Source organism: Asaccharospora irregularis DSM 2635 (genome assembly GCF_900129815.1).
GTDB lineage: Bacteria > Bacillota > Clostridia > Peptostreptococcales > Peptostreptococcaceae > Asaccharospora > Asaccharospora irregularis.
In genome coordinates this window covers 83,315-101,658 of record NZ_FQWX01000006.1, presented here as the reverse complement: position 1 = coordinate 101,658, position 18,344 = coordinate 83,315, and the positions used below count along the sequence as shown (strand labels likewise).

The window sequence follows — 18,344 nt, the reverse complement described above, 5'->3', positions numbered from 1 at the left end:
GCCCATTCTAAAGAATATTTTCTTCCACATTTACTACAAAACTTACTCTTACATGAAAATCCATGTATATATTCCTCATGGCATTCTAAGCATTTATGTTTTATATACCCATACTGTATATTTCCACAATTTAAGGCTTTTTGAACTGTATTCGTTATATGCTCACGCATTTCTTTTCTGACTCTGGGTAGTTTTGATATTTTGAACTCCTCAAAGTGGTTTTTTAAAATTACATTTATAATTTTGTTACTTTCATATTTTCTACAATTATTCATATCACTATTATACACAAGTTTTCCACAGGTTTGAATACAATATAATTTCCTTGTAATTAAAAAAGACTCCTAAACTTAGGAGCCTTTCTCACAACTTTTAATCTTATATATTAATTTTATTATAATACTCTTCTTGCATTTACAAATCTACTAGAGTAGTAACTACTATTTAAATTAGATATTATAACTTTACCAGAACCTGATGAGGCATTTATTACTTCACCATTTCCCATATATATTCCAGCATGAGTAACTACTCCATTGTTGCTTCCATCTGTATCGAAAAATACTAAATCTCCCTTTTGAAGTTCTGATTTACTTACATATTTTCCAAATTTACTTTGTTCTCTAGATACTCTTGGTATACTAACTCCAGCTACTTGTTTGTATACATATTGAGTAAATCCTGAACAATCGAAGCTATTTGGACCTTCTGCACCCCATACATATGGTTTTCCTAATAATTTTTTTGCAAAATCTATAACTCTATCAGATGCTACTCCACCTGTCTCAGCACCTGGAGTATTTGTAGATCCTTTATCACCTATGTAATTGCTAGACATATATCCCACTTTTCCATTATGGCTTATTTTTGACCATCCACCAGATTTTGATATATATCCTACCTCTGTTCCTCTTGTTAAAGTTGCTATTTTTGCATAACTAGTCCCCGGACCTGTTCTAAAATTTACAGATCCTCCTGTTACCATTTTTGTAGATTTTACTGTATTATCTGTATTTGTATTATCTGTATTTGTATTTCCTGTAGGTGGTGTTCCTGCAGTCTTATTTCCTAAATACTTACTAGACATATATCCTACTTTTCCATTGTAGCTTATTTTTGACCATCCACCAGACTCTGATATGCATACTACTTCTGTTCCTTTTAGTAAAGTTGCTATCTTAGAATAACTTGTTCCTGGACCCTTTCTAAAGTTTACACAATTTCCTGTTACTATTTTCTTAGATGTAACTGTAACATCTGTACCTGAATTATCTGTAGATGGTGTACCTGTAGTATTATTTCCTAAATACTGACTAGACATATATCCTATTTTTCCATTGTAGCTTATTTTTGACCATCCACCAGACTCTGATATGTATCCTACTTCTGTTCCTTTTGATAAAGTCGCTATTTTAGAATAACTAGTTCCTGGACCCTTTCTAAAGTTTACAGAACTTCCTGTTACCACCTTCTTAGATGATACTGTAGATCCATTATTTGACTCAGAACCTTGGGATTTTGATACATAATCTCCATGTACATATCCTGTTTTCCCGTTATATTTTATCTGAACCCAAGAACCACTCGTGCTTATGTACTCTACCTTGTCTCCTTTATAGAACTTGCCTATAGATGAATTTCCTGTACTTGGGCCTGTTCTAAAATTCACACCATTTCCTGTTATAGTTCTATATTCTACACTTGCTATCTGTATATTATTTTCATTTGCATACGCAATATTTGCCATCATTGGTAATGCTACTGACGTAGCTAATACACTAACCACCATTTTTTCCTTATTAAAGTTCATAATTTCTCGCTATAGCCAAACTTAACTATAACTTCATCAACTCCTCTCCCTATAGTGAATAAATTTACATAGATTTCTAATAATTATTTTATATTAACATTATTACAAATTTGTAACTTTTTGTCTATAGAAAAAGTTTTTTACCTTTTTTTACCATGTATTAAAATCCAGTAGACCCAAATCCATCTTCTCCTCTATCTGTTTCATTTAAGTTATCAACCTCTACAATATCAATGTCATATATAGGTTTTACTACCATTTGAGCAATTTTCATATGTTTTGTCACTAAAAAATCTTCCTTAGAATGATTTATCAAAATTACACCTATTTCTCCTCTATAACCCTCGTCTATTGTTCCTGGCGTATTTAAAACAGTGATAGAATGTTTTAATGCCATACCGCTTCTAGGTCTAACTTGAGCTTCTGTCATACTTGGAAGTTGTATAGATATACCTGTCTTTATTAACCTAGATTCACCAGATGGAATTAGAACCTTTTCTATTGAATATAAATCCATACCAGCATCACCTTTATGTGCAAAGTTTGGAATTATCGCCTCTTCATTTAATTTTTTTACTTTTAATGTATACAATGTCTTTTTCTCCTCTCAAATTTAGTATGCGTATTAAGTATACCCATTCTAAAAATACCTAATAATATAAAAGTCTTCGTCTATATATATTAAGACAACTTGCAGTCTTCTATTTTTATATTATAATATATTTATTGGTATTTGAAAGGAGATATAGCATGAAACTTTTACTAGCAGAAAAGCCATCTGTCGCAAAAACCATAGCTTCTTTCTTAGGTGCGAAAACCCGAAAGGATGGATATTTCGAGGGAAACGGCTATATAGTAACATATGCTGTAGGTCATTTAGTCGGGCTATATGATATGAAAGATTACGATAAGGAAAAATATTCTGGTTCTTGGAAAATAGATAATTTCCCTTTTATACCTACAGATAAATTTAAATTTAAGGTTGATAGCTCTAAAACCAAACAATTTAATATAGTAAAAAATCTTTTACATAGAGATGATATAGAATACATAATAAACGCTACTGATAACGATAGAGAGGGAGAGCTTATTTCCTTTCTTATCTTCTTGTTGGCAAAAAACAAAAAACCCGTAAAAAGAATATTAGTCAATGAATGGACCCCCGAAGATATAACTCGTGGGATGAACAATCTAAAGGACGATGAGCAAATGAGAAACCTGCAAGCAGCAGGATATACAAGGCTGATTACCGATTGGTTGATTGGAATTAACTTTACATCTGTTGCTACACTAAAGTATGGAAACGGAAAATTACTTAATATCGGCCGTGTAATACTTCCAACAGTAAAACTCGTATACGATAGAGATATGGAAATTTTAAATTTCGTCCCTAAGACCTATTATGAGGTAGAAGGGCATTTTGAGTGTGCAAACGGAAAGTATAAAGGAAAATTGGTAAGTGGTAAGGAAAGTAAATTCGATACTATTGAGGAAGTAAACAGTATAATAGAAAAAATAACTTCTGATATAGCAATAGTTTCTGATAAAAAGGTCACTGCCAGTAAAGAATATGCACCAAAACTTTTTAGTTTGACATCGCTTCAGGGTTATATAACATCTAAGCATTCAAATTTCACTTCAGACAAAGTTTTAAGTGTATGTCAATCACTTTATGAAGGAAAAGGAAAAGGTGGATATATAACATATCCAAGAACTGATTCTATTTATTTAGAAGAAAGTTTGACAACTAAGGTATCTCAAGCCCTAGAAAAGTTAAAAAAAGGACTTCCTTATGAAGATAAGGTCAAATTTTCAAAAACCAAAAGGGTATTTGACTCATCCAAAGTAGATAGCCATAGTGCAATAATACCTACATATATAATTCCTACTAATCTCTCTAAGGATGAGGAAATAGTTTATACAGCCATTAAAGATAGATTTATAGCTAATTTCATGCCTCCAGCAGAGTATGAAAACACTGAGATAAAAACTACTGTGGACTCTAGTATATTTATTACAAAAGGAAAAGCTCTTAAATCAAAAGGCTACCTAGAAGTTTATAACAAAGAAGAAAAAGATGACTTACTTCCTATTATAAGCAAAGGAGAAAATGTAAAGGTTTTAGATATTACACCTCTTACTAAGCAAACTACTCCTCCTAAGCCATATACAGAAGACACCCTACTTAAAGCAATGAAAAACTGCGGTAAGAATGTGTCTGATGATGATACCACTGTTTTATCTGGATATTCTATCGGAACATCTGCTACCCGCGCTGATGTTTTAAAAAAGATTTCTCAAGTAGGATATGTTGGTAAAAAGGGTAAATCATACTTTATAACAGATTTAGGCAAAAATTTGGTCGAGATATTCCCAGTAAAAGACCTATTTGACGTCGATTATACAGGTAAACTTGAAAAAAGTTTATATGATATTCAAAAAGGCAGCTATACCAGAAAGGAATACCTAACTAATATAATGAGTTTTATATACCAAAACGTAAACCTTATAAAACATGATAGACCTAGAAATATCAGTACAGAAAACTACACATATAACCCTAAGACCAAGAAGTTTACAAAAGAATCTCAAAAAAGTAATTCCAAAACTTCTAAATCTAAAAATTCAAAGGATAGTTCTGCTAAGAGTAATTCAAGCAGTGACTCTAAGAATCAGTCTCTAGGAGAGTGCCCTATCTGCCAAAATGATGTCATGGAATTTGACAAGGGATTTGCATGTACTAATCATAGGGAATGTAAATTTGTTATTTTAAAAAATGATAAGTACCTAGCTTACTATAAGAAAAAAGCTACTAAGACAATGGTTAAAAACATACTTAAAAAAGGTGAAGCTAAGGTTAAGTCTTTGACTTCAAAACAAGGAAATAAATTCGATGCTATTCTTAGATACTCCAAAAAAGATAATGGTTATTGGGGTTGGGATATGAAAATCGATAAATAAACTAAATTTTATACTAATAAAGTATCCTACGAAAACTTATACAATTTTCATGGGATACTTTTTTAATCTAAATTATCAATTAGAAAAACAATGTCTAGTTTTATTAGCTATATGAACAAGTGCTAGCATAACTGGAACCTCTACAAGTACTCCAACCACCGTAGCTAAAGCCGCCCCAGAATTAAGACCAAATAAACTAATAGCAACTGCAACCGCTAGTTCAAAAAAGTTACTAGCCCCTATCATGGCTCCTGGAGCTGCTATATTATGAGGCAACTTCCAAATCTTAGCCCAAATATATGCCAAAAAGAATATAAAGAATGTTTGTATCGTAAGTGGTACAGCTATCAATGCTATATGTGTAGGATTATCTATTATCTTTTGTCCTTGGAAAGAAAACAATATTATTAATGTTAATAAAAGACCAATTACCGTTATCCCATTAAACTTTGCTAAAAATACATTTTCAAAATAGTTTAATCCCTTTTTCTTTATTATCATAGTTCTTGAAAAATATCCTGCAACAAAAGGTATTATAACAAACAGCACTACAGATAATACTAATGTATCCATTGGAACTCTGACATCTGTAACACCTAATAATAGTGCAACTATGGGTACAAATCCAATTAAAAGAATCAAATCATTTACTGCTACCTGAACTAATGTATAAGCAGCATTCCCCTTTGTTAAGTGACTCCAAACAAATACCATTGCTGTGCATGGTGCAGCCCCCAAAAGCACAGCTCCTGCCAAATACTCTTTGGCTAATCCCTCTGGTATAAAACTTCTAAATCCTACTACTAAAAACAAGTATGATATTGCATACATTGTAAAGGGCTTTATTAACCAATTAGTCACACAAGTAACAACTAAACCTTTCTTTTGCTTTGTAGCATTTTTTATTGCGGTAAAGTCTATTTTAAGCATCATAGGATAAATCATCAACCATATAAGTATAGCAACAGGTATAGAAACTTGAGCATAAGTAAACTGATCTAAGGTCTCAGGTATTTGAGGTAAATAAACACCTATTAATACACCTATTAGTATACAAAGTGCTACCCAAACCGTTAGGTATTTTTCAAATACACCAAGTCCTCCTGTTTTTTTTGACTCATTTTTTTTAAACATAATAGTTCCTCCTTGTATAAATAAAATCATATTGAAATTATCTTGGGCTACCCTCTCTTATAAGTCTCGCAAAATCATTTGGTAAAATTTCATTTTCTTCTATTTCTTTGGCTATTTTCTCAAAGTCATAAGGCACTTCAACTATCTCAACTTCAATACATTGGCAAACTTTTTCTACTTCGCCTTTATTTTTTATATCTATAATCACGTAATTTGCATTGGGGTTGTTAGTTTTTGGCTTACCAACACTACCTGCATTTATAAGAAGTTTTTCTCCATAATACCTTGAATATGGTATATGAGTATGGCCACAAATCAAAATATCTTCCTCTAAATCAAGCATCACTTCTTCAGCTTCCTCGGAATTCTCCTTTAAATACTCATTTATAAGCCTTGTACTTCCGTGTACTAATCTTATTTTCTTGTTGCTGAAATTTAAAATCAATTCCTTCGGTAAATCTGCTAGATATTTTTTGTTCTTCTCAGTAGTGTTAATAGCTGTAAATTGCATAGAAAGTCCTGCATTTGATGCATCCTTAGGGTCTGGATAATCACAACCACATACTATTCTCTTGTTTCCTATTGCATCATCATAATTTCCCATTATAGTTAGTATTTTATTTTTTCTTATAGTGTCTATAACTTCATTAGGTCTAGTCCCATAACCCACCAAGTCTCCTGTGCATGCAATTAAATCAATATTTCTATTTTCTATATCATTTAAAACTGCATTCAGTGCATATATATTGCTATGTATATCTGATATCACCGCTATTCTCATCTTTCTCTCCTTCTATTTATAAAATTATTTATTTTTTATAGAATCTACTGTATTAGATTCTGCTATAATAGTACAGTTCATCCCTCTATTTTTAAAATCTTTTAAGTTCCGGTAATCATACACTAAGTTTTCTATTTTCAGTAATTCATTCGATATTATTTCATTTATAAATGGATAGCTATTAACAATTTCCCAGTTCATTTTATAATAAACGTACTTAGCTTCTTTATAGTAATCAACTAACTTGGCATTCATCAGCTTATTTAAATGTCTAGATGCATTAGATTGTGTAATTCCTAAAATCGCTTCAATCTCACATACGCACAGCTCACCATGGCTAAGTATATTCACAATTCTTATTCTAGTATCATCACCCAGCGCCTTAAGTACTTGTATTAAATCCAAAGTATCTCCTCCTTTTCATATAATCATATTCATTTATAATCATATGATACTCCATAGGTATACTTTTTGTAAACCATTATCCGAAAAACAAATCAATTTTTTTTGATTATACATATTGAGTGTTATAATAAAACTAAATATACTACATTTTAATCTTGGTTATTTGATATAATATAAAATAATGGAGGTATTAAAATGAATGACATCGATTTAATTTTTAAAGCATTGTCTGATCCTATAAGATTAGCAATCCTAAAAAAACTCTACTCTGCTGAAAGTGTATGTGTATGTAAGCTAGTTGAAATGTTTGATATATCTCAATCTAAACTATCTTATCACTTGAAATTACTACTTTCAGCAAACCTAATTAACAAAACCTCTGAGGGTAAGTGGAATTACTACTCAGTTAACAAAGATGTAGTACATAAAGTCCTAACTTATGAAATAATTCAAGAATTATTTTTATAAATAGTTCACAAATCAAATTTTTTTGATATAATAAAAAGTAGAGGTATACTCAATATAAACTACTTAATATTGAGTATGCATCTATATATTTTTAATTTTAATATCAATTTTTTTTGATATATAAAAGGAGGTCTTTATGAGTATATTTGATTTTTTTACAAAACAAATTTTGGGTATGAAATGGTTATCTGATTTAATTACATCTTTCGTTGAAAACATGCTAAATCTAGATGTAAACTCTAGAATTGGTGGTAGTCTACAGTTTTTCATATATGATACCTTAAAAATATTTTTACTTTTAACTGTTCTTATATTTTTTATATCATATATACAAAGCTATTTCCCACCCGAAAGAGCTAAGAAAATATTGACTAAGTTTAAAGGTTTATCTGGCGCTACAATCTCGGCACTTTTGGGTACTGTTACTCCATTTTGCTCTTGTTCCAGCATTCCAATATTTATAGGCTTTAGTAATGCAGGTTTACCTTTAGGCGTTACCTTCTCTTTCCTTATTTCCTCACCGATGGTAGACATAGCTTCATTGTTATTACTTGCTTCTTTCTTTGGAATGAATATATCTATTCTTTATGTAATTTTAGGACTTATAATAGCTATTGTAGGTGGAACTATAATAAGCAAATTAAATATGGAGGACCAAATAAGAATTTATAATGAAAAAACAAGGGATCTCTACGGTGAGTCAGAAGATTTCAATCAAAAACAGAGATTGAATTATGCTTTTACTGACGCAAAGCTTATAATAAAAAACGTTTATAAGTATGTATTGATTGGTGTTTTTATAGGTTCATTAATACACAACTGGATACCACAAGATATTATACTTTCTATATTAGGTCACAAAAATCCATTTTCAGTGCTTATAGCTGCTATAATTGGTATTCCAATGTACGCTGACATATTTGGTACTATCCCAATTGCCGAAGCTCTATTTATGGCAGGTGTTCCTATAGGTACAATCCTTGCATTTATGATGGGTGTTACTGCATTGTCTCTTCCTTCTATTATAATGTTGAGTAAAGTTGTAAAACCTAAATTATTGGTTATCTTTGTGTCTATTGTAACTGTAGGTATCATTATAACTGGATATTTTTTCAATGCAGTAAGTTTTTTACTGTAGAGTAATTCACTTATTATAAATCATAAAAAATCTATAGATTGGCATAACAGTTTCCTTTGCCTACTATAGATTTTTTCTATTTGATTAGAGTTATTTTACATGTTATAAGTAAATATAACAGATATTTGTTTTTTTCGCTAATAAATAAAGCTTAAAGGGGGAAATTTGTGGAAAGAAGTAGAAAAATCGTACTTATATCTCATTGTTTATTGAATGTAAATGCCAAAGTCGAAGGACTTGCAACTGTTCCAGCCGCATCTATAGATCTAATAACTGGACTAATGAAAATGGGGGTTGGAATTGTCCAACTACCTTGCGTAGAACAAGATATGTGCGGTATACGCCGCTGGGGACAAGTTGAGGAACAGCTAAACCACCCTAATTTTAGAAAACGTTGTCACGAACTACTAACACCAATTATAAATCAAATAAAAGACTTTCTCGATAACGGCTACAAAATATGTGGCATAATTGGCATCGATGGAAGCCCATCTTGTGGTGTAAATATAACTTGTAGTGGCGATTGGTATGGTGAAATAGGAGAAGCCTACAATGTCCTAGAAAAAGCAAAAACAGTTCGTGAAAAAAAATCTCCAGGAGTGATGATTCAGGTCTTAAAAGAAATGTTAGTTGAAGAAAAAATAAATGTCGAGTTTTTTGCTGTAAATGAAGCAGCTCAAGATGAAAACGTGAAAAATATTTTACATGAATTAAAAATATTATCTAATTAGAAAACAGGGGGAAAAATGAAAAAGAGAAGACTTTTATACTTATTAATAGCAGTATTAGGAACTATGTTTTTATTTGGATGTAGCAAAGAAGAAGCAAAAAAAGAGGATTCAACTAAAGAGGAAAAATCTACTATAGCAGAATTAGAAGATGGTGAACTTAAAATAGGTCTATGCCCTGAGTATCCACCATTTGAATCTCTAACTGACTCAGGAGATATGGAAGGATTTGATATAAGCCTTGCAAAAGCAATTGGAGAAGAACTTGGTGTTAAGGTTACTTTTGTAAATACTCCTTGGGAAGGATTAGTTCCAGGTCTTAATAACGGAGATTTTGATATGATTATGTCTGCAATGTCTCCAGAAGAAGCTACTTCTGCAACAGATGCAGTTAACCTAAGTGATGCTTATTATGAATTAGGTGATGCTATTGCAATTAAAAAGGGTGATACTTCTATAAAATCTCAAAAAGATTTAGCTGATAAAATAGTTGGAGTTCAAGCGGCATGTACAGCAGAAGAAGCTGCTAAAGGTCTTGATTCTAAAGGAATAAAAGTTAAAGAATTAAAATCATATAATCGTAATGCGGAAGCTTTCGCAGAACTTGAAAACGGAAGAATTCAAGCAGTTGTAGTGTCTTTCCCATATGCAGTAACTCAATCTAAAGAAGGCGGAAATTTCGATGTAGTAAATGATCCTCTGCAAAAGGCAGACTTAGTTGCAGTTATGAAAAAAGGTTCTGATGACTTCACTGCTAAATTTAATGATGCATTAAAATCTGTTAAAGATAGCGGCAAGTATGCTGATATAGAAAAAGAATGGTTATCAGTAAAATAATAGGTTAGGAATAATAATATAATGACTAATTTAGATTTCTCAGTACTAAAGCCCTATATGCACCTATTCTCAAGTGCAATAGGCATAACAATAAAGGTTGGGATATGTGCGTTTATCCTAGCCACACTTATATCAATTATTGTGGGCTCTCTAAGGACTCGTAAACTGCCTAAACTAGTAAGTATTTTACTTTCGGCATATGTAGAGTTTTTTAGAGGTACACCATTATTAGTTCAAGTATTCCTTGTATACTATGGATTGCCTTCTTTTGGTATTCGTATAGAACCTATACCCGCTGCTATATTTACCATGGGGCTAAACAGTGGTTCATACTTATCTGAAAATGTTAGAGCTTCAATACTTTCTATAGACAAAGGACAGTATGAAGCTTCATCTATCTTGGGGTATACAGGAATTCAAACTACAGTTCACATTGTTTTACCTCAAGCTTTGAGAATAGCAGTGCCCTCTTTTATGAATGGTTTTTCATCAATAATAAAAGAAACTTCTTTGATTTCTGTTTTACCAGTAATAGAACTTACAAAACTAGGAAATCAAATATACGCAAAAACTTACCACCCTTTTGAAATTTATATAACGTTGGCAGTAGTTTACTTTGTAATGACGTATTCGGTAACATTCTTAGCTAAATGGCTAGAAAGGAGACTATCTATATGGCTGAACTAATCAAAGTAAATAACATATCAAAGTCATTTGGTGATAATACTGTTTTGAAAAATTTAGATTTAACTATCTTAAAGGGTGAAGTTATTGCTATTATAGGATCTAGCGGTTCAGGAAAAAGTACGCTAGTACGCTGTATGGCTGGCCTAGAAAATACTGAAAATGGAGAGATTTTATTGAAAGATAAAATCATACAAAATGTTAAGAGTACAAATGGTTTAATAGGTATGGTATTTCAAAATTTTAACCTTTTTCCACATTATACGGTACTTGAAAATTTAACAAAACCATGTCAAACAGTAAAAAAAATGAATTCAAAAGACGCAAAAGAAAAGGCAATGAATTTATTAAAAAAGGTCCATCTACAAGATAAATTCAATCAATATCCTTCTACTTTATCAGGAGGGCAAAAACAAAGGGTTGCTATAGCTAGGGCCCTATCAATGGATCCTGAAATAATTATATTTGATGAGCCTACTTCATCCCTTGATCCTGAACTAGCACATGAGGTTTTTGAAACTATTAGTACCCTAGCGCATGAAGGACAGACAATGGTAATAGTAACTCATCAGATAAATGCAATACGCCATTTTGCAACTAGGGTATTATTTTTAAATAAAGGCCAGATTGAGGAAGAAGGAACTCCTAAATATATTTTTGAAGAATGTACTAATCCAAAACTTAAAAAGTTTTTACAAATTGTTGATTATGTAGATTTAGATTAAAAATACTAAAAAGGCTGTCTTTAATAACTAAGACAGCTTTTTTGATACAACATATTAAAATATTTATTATATTGCCAGAAAGGAAAACCTATGAAAGATAAATATTCGTCAGCAGAAAGAATATCAAGACTTTTTAGCGACCAAAGTATTGATAGAATACCATTTATGCCTGGGTTATCTATGTTTAGTGGTATTTTTTCAAAACTTAAACCTCAAGAGTTTTTTCTAGATGAAAAGAAAATGTATGAATCTCAAAAATTAACAAATCAGCTATTCTCAAGTGATTCTGAACCATCTTTTGATTTGCCTGGATGGATGGGTATGGACTTAGGAGTTTCTGTATCCCTCAGCTAAAATATGCCATCACTAACCTTGATGAAGCAGAAAAATTCACCTTAACTGATTACAAAGAAGGGCTTGGATTTCAAAAACGCAAAAAATTTATTGATATATCTATGTCATATGGAGTTTATGGAAATGGAATTGCTATGGTGACAGGTTCTATTTTAGAAGTACTCAGTATGATATTAGACCCCATTTTATTATTGAAATGGATGAAAAAAGAACCTGCAATGATTCACAGATTAGAAGAATTAATTTTTAAATATCTGCTACAAATAATAGATGATGATATAGAAACATATGGTATAGAAAATTGCTCATCATTTGCATTTTTCCCATTTGAATCCAATAAAATAATATCTCTAGATTTATTCAAGGAATTTAGTTATCCCTATACAGTTAGAATGCATGAAGAATTAAAAAAACGTGGAGTTGAAAATTTTAGTATACATTTATGTGGAAGGCATACAGATGATTTAGAATATTTTAAAGAATTAAATCTGCCTCCTCGTTCATGTATAACAGTAGATGAACAAACAGACATAGTAAGGGTCTCTAAAATTTTTGGAGATGATTATATAATAGGCGGTAATGTTTCATCTACAACTTTACTGACTGGAAACTTCCAAGATGTCTATAATACTTCCAGAGATGTAATTGAAAAGATGAAATACCACAAAGGTGGATATATATTAATGCCTTCTTGTGATATGCCCCCTAGTACTCCTCCTCTAAATGTATATGCTATGTTTTCTGCCATACAAGATTTTGGATACTATGAGTAAAATTAAAAACTATTGTTTATACATACAGTATTGTATATAATTTTCTTATATATATTGATATTATCTGTATATAACAAATAACCGGAGGTGTTTCACTTGCGTAAACTTCTTCTCAACGATCTAAAAGAAATATTAAAGCAAAACCCAAACCGTGACCTTCTTGACTTAACCGAAGTATCACTAGAAGATATGGACTTATCAGGATGGAATCTAAGAAACATAGACTTTTCTTGGTCAACTTTCAAGAATATAAAATTTGATAGTGCAGATATGAGTGGTAGTAGTGTTAATAGTGCACTATTTGAAAATTGTTCTTTACATAATACAATTCTTAAAAATGCAGATTTGTATGCAGCCAACCTACGTTATTGTGACCTGTCAAATGCCAATATTGAAGGCGCTAATATGAACTATGCAAACTTGGAATACGCTAATTTAGACAAAATTATTTATAATGACGATACCAAATTTTTTAAATTACGCTGCCCTGAAAAAGGAGCCTTTATTGCCTGGAAAAAATGTGTAGACTTTAGAATGGTCCAACTCCTAATTCCAGAAGATGCTAAGCGTACATCTGCAACCCTTCATACATGTAGATGTAATAAGGCCAAAGTCCTTTCAATAAAAAGTATTGACTATAAAGAATCATATGACTGGGCAAGATCTTTCGTAGATGAAAACTTTATATATAGAGTTGGCGAAATGATGGAGGTAAAGGATTTCAATGAGGACAGGTGGATGGATTCTACCACAGGTATCCATTTTTTTATGACTCGTGAAGAAGCCATAGAATACTAAACAAACAATAAACGGGACCTTAAATTAGCCCCGTTTATTGTTATTAGTTCAACTATTTTATATTTTTTAGGTATATATCAGCCCCTCCTCTATCTTCATCTCTTTTGTTTACTTTAACTTTAAACTTATCATTCTTTTTTGGAAAAATAGTTGCAACATTATCTTTATAGTAGGATTTATCTAAGTCTATAGTCAAATTCGAGCTTTCTTCATGCCCATATGAATAACATACTACTTTTTTATCTTTCATAAATAAAATTTGTTGCCACTTATTTCGTTCATCCGCATTTATTTTTCTCCATTTATAGCCAACTACTTTATACAGATCTTCTTTAGATGCACCAGGTTCAAATACGTATGCTTTGTCCCAATCAAAAGGTGTCACCTCAGATAAAGTAATCTCTTTTTTCTCAGAATATAGTATATTTACAGGTAACTCCCAACCTCTTTCCTCATCCATTTTTTTGCCGAATTTAGTTAGTTCACTTGATTTGTCTGCTATACTCCACTTCTCCCCATCTTTTTCTAATTGGAAATTTATTTTAGAAATACATTCGCCGTGTTTTCCTGGTTGGGTAACTATTACAGTTTGTCCTGATTTGCTTTTATAATCATGTTGTGAGATTTGTTTATGAGTGTGTCCTGCTACTATAGCATCTATTCCATCAACTTCTTTTGCTATTTCTTGAATTCTATTTCCTGGATTTTTAGGTTTTTTAGGTTTTTCTCCTGAATGGATTGTTGCTACTATTATATCTGCCTTGTCTTCTTTCATCTGTTTTACCCATTTTTTAGCATCTGTTACTAAATCATTCATATATAGCTGTCCATCATATCCATACATATCTTTTAATTCTCTAGATTTTGCTTTTACAAGTCCTACATTCTCTACATAGTCATATTTCTCTCCGACTTCTTTTATAGTTAGCCCTAATATTCCAAGCTTTACAGTTCCTTCTGGTGTTTTTATATCTTTTATTATATAAGGCTTTGTGTAATTTTCTCCATTTTTTTTATATGTATTTGCAGATAGCACATCTATCCCTTGCTTTTCAAAATCAGATATCATATAGTCTAAGGATTTTTTATCATTGCATATAAACTCGTGATTTCCTAGTACAACTGCATCATAACCTACCTCATTTTTCATTTCCTTTGCAATAGGTGCTTCTACATACTCATTAGTGTTATTTTCATAGTTTTCTCTCATCTTATCAAAGTAATTTATCATTTCTAATGATGCCTCTGATTCTGTATCAAAGAAATCTCCTGCATCTACTATGGTTATGTTTTTATCCTTTTTAGATTCCTCTTCTACATAAGAAGATATTTCATATGGTATTGAACCATGTAAATCTGTAGTGGCTATTACATTTACTTCTGCTGTTTTAGTTGAACTACACCCAGATATCAGTGATACTAAAAGCGAAAGCGTAGCCATTGTTGTTATTTTTTTGATTTTCATAAATTCCCCTTTTTCTTTTGATATAAATTATTTTTAATTTGTTAACTCATTTTAAATATATACTAGATTTGAGATGTATTTTTATTAACGAATCCAGTATATACTCAATATGTTTGGAATAACATTAGCAAATGATAGTATTAAAATTAATATCCCTATTAAAATAACTAGGATACTTATTAAATTTACTTTAGAGTAAGAACGTTTTGAAAAAACATATTTACCAACAAAAAAAGCAATTATCCCATAAATAAAATATAGCGTTAAAACTGCATACATACTCAAGGAACCTAGATTATCCCCAGGATTTTCTCCTCCAAGTTCTATAATTGCAGACATATTACCAGATGCCAAATTCATTGCGTTTATAAATAAAACGATGGCTCCAAATGCCATTAGTACTATCCCAATTAATTTAGAATATTTAGCACTACTTTTATTTCTATTAAATTCATTCTTGGCCATAGAAACCCTCCTTTTATATTAGTATAATACTATATTTTAAAATTATATATATATATCCAATTTTTGTATATTTTTTGTTAATTTATACATCTCATTTCTAGTACTTATATATAGTAACAACTAATCACAAAAAATGTGACACATAAAAAGATGCCACTAATATGGCATCTTTTTATAAACAAGTATTACATTATATGTAGAAAATTTCTATTAATAAATGAATCTCATCCCATGAATATTTTATCTAAAAAAACAGATAATTATCTAGAAATTCGGCTTTATTATATAATCTTCTGGTTTTATATTATCTACAACCTCTTCTTTCCAGTTTTCTGGTTCTATATCTTCTACTGAAACTGATACGTGACATGGTTGACATCCGAATTCTTCAACTGTCAAATCTTGTATCTTCTTCGCAAATTCCTCTTTTACCTTATCTGTTCTACCTGGATACATTTTTACTGAAATATGTGGCATATTTTTATCCCCCTTTTTATAATAACTCCTAATATTATTCACTTTTAAGTATATACCCTTATTGCTAGTTGAGTCAATAAATCATATAATAAAGCAATCCATATCAAGATAAGTGCCTACTTGTATTGCCTAAATCATCCCACTTATCTCCAACTCCTTCTTGTTTTGCTCTTACATATACGGCTCTTGCTGTCATCAAATCAAGCAGTCCCATATTAATACTCTCATAAACTATAATTTCATCGTCATTTTCACGCCCAGCTATCTTACCTAATAGTACACTGCCTATCTCTCCTGATATATTAGGCCCTAAATTGAGCCTAGATTTTCTAGGAATAGTTTCTTTTGAGTTAAAATAAATCTTTGACACTTTATCATAAGTAATTGACTCACTTTTATCTATATATCCAGTATGAATTATGGTAGATCCTTTTTTAACTTTATTTATATTAAATCTCCATTTTTGTGGTGAATCCTCAATAACAATAACATCTGCGTCTTTTAAACTTTCATCTACTGTATATACCCGTGTAACTTTAACAGAATATGGCTTTAACCTTTTTTTCATTATATTTTCTAGCTTCTTAGCTTTTCCTAAATCTAAATCATAAATTCTAATTTCCTCTAAATTACATACCTCTATCATAGCTTCTAACTGAAATATACTTTGTTCGTTAGCTCCAACCAAAGCCCCCTTTTTGGAATTTTTTCTTGCCAGTATATCTAAGGCCGCTCCCGTAGATGCACCCATGTATAATTGATGTCAAATACTTACCGTCTAGAATTGCTATTATAAGACCTGTTCTTCCATCAATGAGTAATAACTGAGGTGGATCTGTTGATAATTTAAATGATGAACATTCTAGTCCATCTAAATAATAAGGCATAAAAGAAAAAGTCCCATTACCGCTCTCTGATTGAATAGATGCTCTAACTAAATCATTGCTCTTTCCTTCAGAGAGTATTTTAAAAGTTTCTTTATTAGTACAAATTGCATCTTTCATAGTAAACACCTTTTTAATATCTTTATCTGATAGTATTAACATGTTTACCCTCCTTATAATTTAATATACAATAAACTCTAAATCTGATGCTTATTTTTGTATCTATAATATAGTATTTAGTTAAAAATTATGAAAGTCCTCTTAACATAAAATTCTTTTTATGTAAAAACTTTATTATATAAAATCATATTCTAGTTTAACCTTCAAACTTAGTAAAGTATTAATTTTTTGTAAATAAAAGTTACTTTCAATTAGACTAGAATATGAAAATAAGTAAGCATATAGACGTTTTTCATAATATGCTTACTTATTTGTCTAACGTTTTTTATTTTTCCCTAATTCATAATAATTTGTATCATAATTCTGACCATAATTTAATTCTAAGTCAGGCAATCCTGCCTCTTTAAATTTTGTTTCAATTCGCCTTTTATCCCCATCTCTCTCTAGCGGGTTAATCGTTCTTAATAAACCATCAATCGTATTCTCTAACTTATCATACGATATTGAAACTGCCATTTCACTACGTTCCCACTGATTTAAATATCTAGTCCCAGCACACATCATTGTTGTATTAATTTCACCACTTATAAATGGATATACTGTAGCTTCTGCACAAATTGCTTGTAGTCCCCCCATCTTATAATTAGAGTAAGTACCATTGTAATAATTGTAACCATGTACCAACCTCATAACATTATAGGGAACTGTAACTAAAATTACTACATGAGGGTCTTTTTCCATTTTTTCTACTGGACCTAATTCAATTCCATACGGCTTTTCTGGACAGATAGAGATATTATCGCATACCTTTTTTGATGCATTTCTGTCATGAAACATTCCAAACCCCATATAATCCTCTCCAGACTTATAAGTCTCAGAAACTTCTGTCATACCTAGAACTCTAGCAGCTGCAAAACATCCTATATTCTCTGGTTTTGCTTTAATGTTATTTCCTTTAGATGCTGATTTTACCATCATACAGTACGGTAAATGATGTAAAATTGGTTGTACCTGACAACTTTCAAAGTCATCTTTTGAATAAATAAAACGAACTCCAACCATATTTCTATCTAGTTCCAAAGCACTCTTTAATTTTAACATCAACTCTTCCCTTAACTCTTTCCCCATAATATCCTCCTCTTTCTAGAAATCTAGCTTTATCCAACATATTATATCAGGATAATTCTACCTCCATCATACTGTTTCGTCAAATTCATTATCTCTATATGAGTATAGTTTTTATCTATTAAGTCTTATCTAGATATTTATAAAATTAATAAAAAAATCCCCGAGAATACCTATGTGATGATCTCGGGGATTTTAAATATGGCTAAATA

22 protein-coding genes are annotated in these 18,344 nt (G+C 30.9%); 10 read left to right on the top strand and 12 right to left on the bottom strand.

The features are described from left to right. The 3 genes from BUB34_RS04555 to dut all read right to left on the bottom strand — a co-directional run. On the bottom strand, positions 1-290 hold a 290-nt coding region (locus tag BUB34_RS04555; RefSeq protein WP_200787855.1), incomplete at its 3' end, for a transposase zinc-binding domain-containing protein. Positions 291-394: 104 nt separating this feature from the next. Continuing rightward, on the bottom strand, positions 395-1,810 hold the full coding sequence (locus tag BUB34_RS04550) for a C40 family peptidase (protein WP_073124709.1): 1,416 nt from the start codon (positions 1,808-1,810) through the stop codon (positions 395-397). Between the two features lie 160 nt (positions 1,811-1,970). Then, positions 1,971-2,402, bottom strand: coding sequence for a dUTP diphosphatase (dut, locus tag BUB34_RS04545; RefSeq protein WP_073124707.1), 432 nt, complete (start codon positions 2,400-2,402; stop codon positions 1,971-1,973). Positions 2,403-2,560: 158 nt separating this feature from the next. Here dut and BUB34_RS04540 point away from each other — a divergent pair, with 158 nt between their 5' ends. Then, positions 2,561-4,771 (top strand): DNA topoisomerase, encoded by a 2,211-nt coding sequence (locus tag BUB34_RS04540; protein ID WP_073124704.1) that lies wholly within the window; start codon positions 2,561-2,563, stop codon positions 4,769-4,771. A gap of 75 nt (positions 4,772-4,846) precedes the next feature. Here the strand turns inward: BUB34_RS04540 and arsB are convergent, their stop codons facing one another. The 3 genes from arsB to BUB34_RS04525 are packed head-to-tail and all read right to left on the bottom strand — an operon-like array spanning position 4,847 to position 7,091. Continuing rightward, positions 4,847-5,905, bottom strand: a complete 1,059-nt coding sequence (gene arsB / locus BUB34_RS04535) for an ACR3 family arsenite efflux transporter (protein WP_073124701.1) — start codon at positions 5,903-5,905, stop codon at positions 4,847-4,849. Positions 5,906-5,942: 37 nt separating this feature from the next. Further along, positions 5,943-6,686 carry a metallophosphoesterase family protein gene (locus BUB34_RS04530; protein WP_073124699.1) on the bottom strand — a complete coding sequence of 248 codons (744 nt, stop codon included), beginning with the start codon at positions 6,684-6,686 and terminating at the stop codon, positions 5,943-5,945. 24 nt (positions 6,687-6,710) lie between these two features. Further along, positions 6,711-7,091: an ArsR/SmtB family transcription factor gene (locus BUB34_RS04525; RefSeq protein WP_073124696.1), complete on the bottom strand. Its 381-nt coding sequence runs from the start codon at positions 7,089-7,091 to the stop codon at positions 6,711-6,713. A 195-nt stretch (positions 7,092-7,286) separates the two neighbouring features. On the opposite strand from BUB34_RS04525, the gene BUB34_RS04520 reads away from it, so the two are divergent. The 9 genes from BUB34_RS04520 to BUB34_RS04480 all read left to right on the top strand — a co-directional run bounded on the left by BUB34_RS04520 (position 7,287) and on the right by BUB34_RS04480 (position 13,596). Further along, complete coding sequence (locus tag BUB34_RS04520) at positions 7,287-7,559, top strand: ArsR/SmtB family transcription factor (protein ID WP_073124694.1); 273 nt, start codon at positions 7,287-7,289, stop codon at positions 7,557-7,559. A gap of 136 nt (positions 7,560-7,695) precedes the next feature. After that, a complete protein-coding gene (locus BUB34_RS04515) occupies positions 7,696-8,697 on the top strand; it encodes a permease (protein ID WP_073124691.1) in 1,002 nt (333 codons plus the stop codon). A 167-nt stretch (positions 8,698-8,864) separates the two neighbouring features. Beyond that, positions 8,865-9,428 (top strand): CD3072 family TudS-related putative desulfidase, encoded by a 564-nt coding sequence (locus BUB34_RS04510; protein ID WP_073124689.1) that lies wholly within the window; start codon positions 8,865-8,867, stop codon positions 9,426-9,428. Positions 9,429-9,443: 15 nt separating this feature from the next. Next, positions 9,444-10,262 carry a transporter substrate-binding domain-containing protein gene (locus tag BUB34_RS04505; RefSeq protein ID WP_073124687.1) on the top strand — a complete coding sequence of 273 codons (819 nt, stop codon included), beginning with the start codon at positions 9,444-9,446 and terminating at the stop codon, positions 10,260-10,262. A 21-nt stretch (positions 10,263-10,283) separates the two neighbouring features. Further along, positions 10,284-10,949 (top strand): amino acid ABC transporter permease, encoded by a 666-nt coding sequence (locus tag BUB34_RS04500; RefSeq protein ID WP_084120178.1) that lies wholly within the window; start codon positions 10,284-10,286, stop codon positions 10,947-10,949. Next, positions 10,937-11,671: an amino acid ABC transporter ATP-binding protein gene (locus BUB34_RS04495; RefSeq protein ID WP_073124684.1), complete on the top strand. Its 735-nt coding sequence runs from the start codon at positions 10,937-10,939 to the stop codon at positions 11,669-11,671. The genes BUB34_RS04500 and BUB34_RS04495 overlap by 13 nt, the downstream gene beginning before the upstream one ends. Before the next feature lie 90 nt (positions 11,672-11,761). After that, a complete protein-coding gene (locus BUB34_RS04490; RefSeq protein ID WP_073124682.1) occupies positions 11,762-12,025 on the top strand; it encodes a hypothetical protein in 264 nt (87 codons plus the stop codon). Beyond that, positions 11,983-12,798 (top strand): uroporphyrinogen decarboxylase family protein, encoded by an 816-nt coding sequence (locus BUB34_RS04485; protein ID WP_073124679.1) that lies wholly within the window; start codon positions 11,983-11,985, stop codon positions 12,796-12,798. The genes BUB34_RS04490 and BUB34_RS04485 overlap by 43 nt, the downstream gene beginning before the upstream one ends. Before the next feature lie 96 nt (positions 12,799-12,894). After that, on the top strand, positions 12,895-13,596 hold the full coding sequence (locus BUB34_RS04480; RefSeq protein WP_073124677.1) for a pentapeptide repeat-containing protein: 702 nt from the start codon (positions 12,895-12,897) through the stop codon (positions 13,594-13,596). 52 nt (positions 13,597-13,648) lie between these two features. Here BUB34_RS04480 and BUB34_RS04475 read toward each other — a convergent pair whose 3' ends face one another. From BUB34_RS04475 to BUB34_RS04455, 6 genes are all read right to left on the bottom strand, one after another. After that, positions 13,649-15,061 carry a metallophosphoesterase gene (locus tag BUB34_RS04475; protein WP_073124675.1) on the bottom strand — a complete coding sequence of 471 codons (1,413 nt, stop codon included), beginning with the start codon at positions 15,059-15,061 and terminating at the stop codon, positions 13,649-13,651. 84 nt (positions 15,062-15,145) lie between these two features. Next, positions 15,146-15,526, bottom strand: a complete 381-nt coding sequence (locus BUB34_RS04470) for a hypothetical protein (protein WP_073124673.1) — start codon at positions 15,524-15,526, stop codon at positions 15,146-15,148. Positions 15,527-15,790: 264 nt separating this feature from the next. Continuing rightward, positions 15,791-16,003, bottom strand: coding sequence for a tautomerase family protein (locus tag BUB34_RS04465; protein ID WP_073124670.1), 213 nt, complete (start codon positions 16,001-16,003; stop codon positions 15,791-15,793). A gap of 103 nt (positions 16,004-16,106) precedes the next feature. Continuing rightward, complete coding sequence (locus BUB34_RS13750; RefSeq protein WP_278276698.1) at positions 16,107-16,691, bottom strand: hypothetical protein; 585 nt, start codon at positions 16,689-16,691, stop codon at positions 16,107-16,109. Continuing rightward, positions 16,678-17,049 (bottom strand): hypothetical protein, encoded by a 372-nt coding sequence (locus BUB34_RS13745; RefSeq protein ID WP_084120174.1) that lies wholly within the window; start codon positions 17,047-17,049, stop codon positions 16,678-16,680. Before BUB34_RS13745 ends, BUB34_RS13750 begins: the two co-directional genes overlap by 14 nt. Before the next feature lie 273 nt (positions 17,050-17,322). Then, positions 17,323-18,135: a DUF169 domain-containing protein gene (locus BUB34_RS04455; RefSeq protein ID WP_073124668.1), complete on the bottom strand. Its 813-nt coding sequence runs from the start codon at positions 18,133-18,135 to the stop codon at positions 17,323-17,325. Positions 18,136-18,344: the final 209 nt, after the last annotated feature.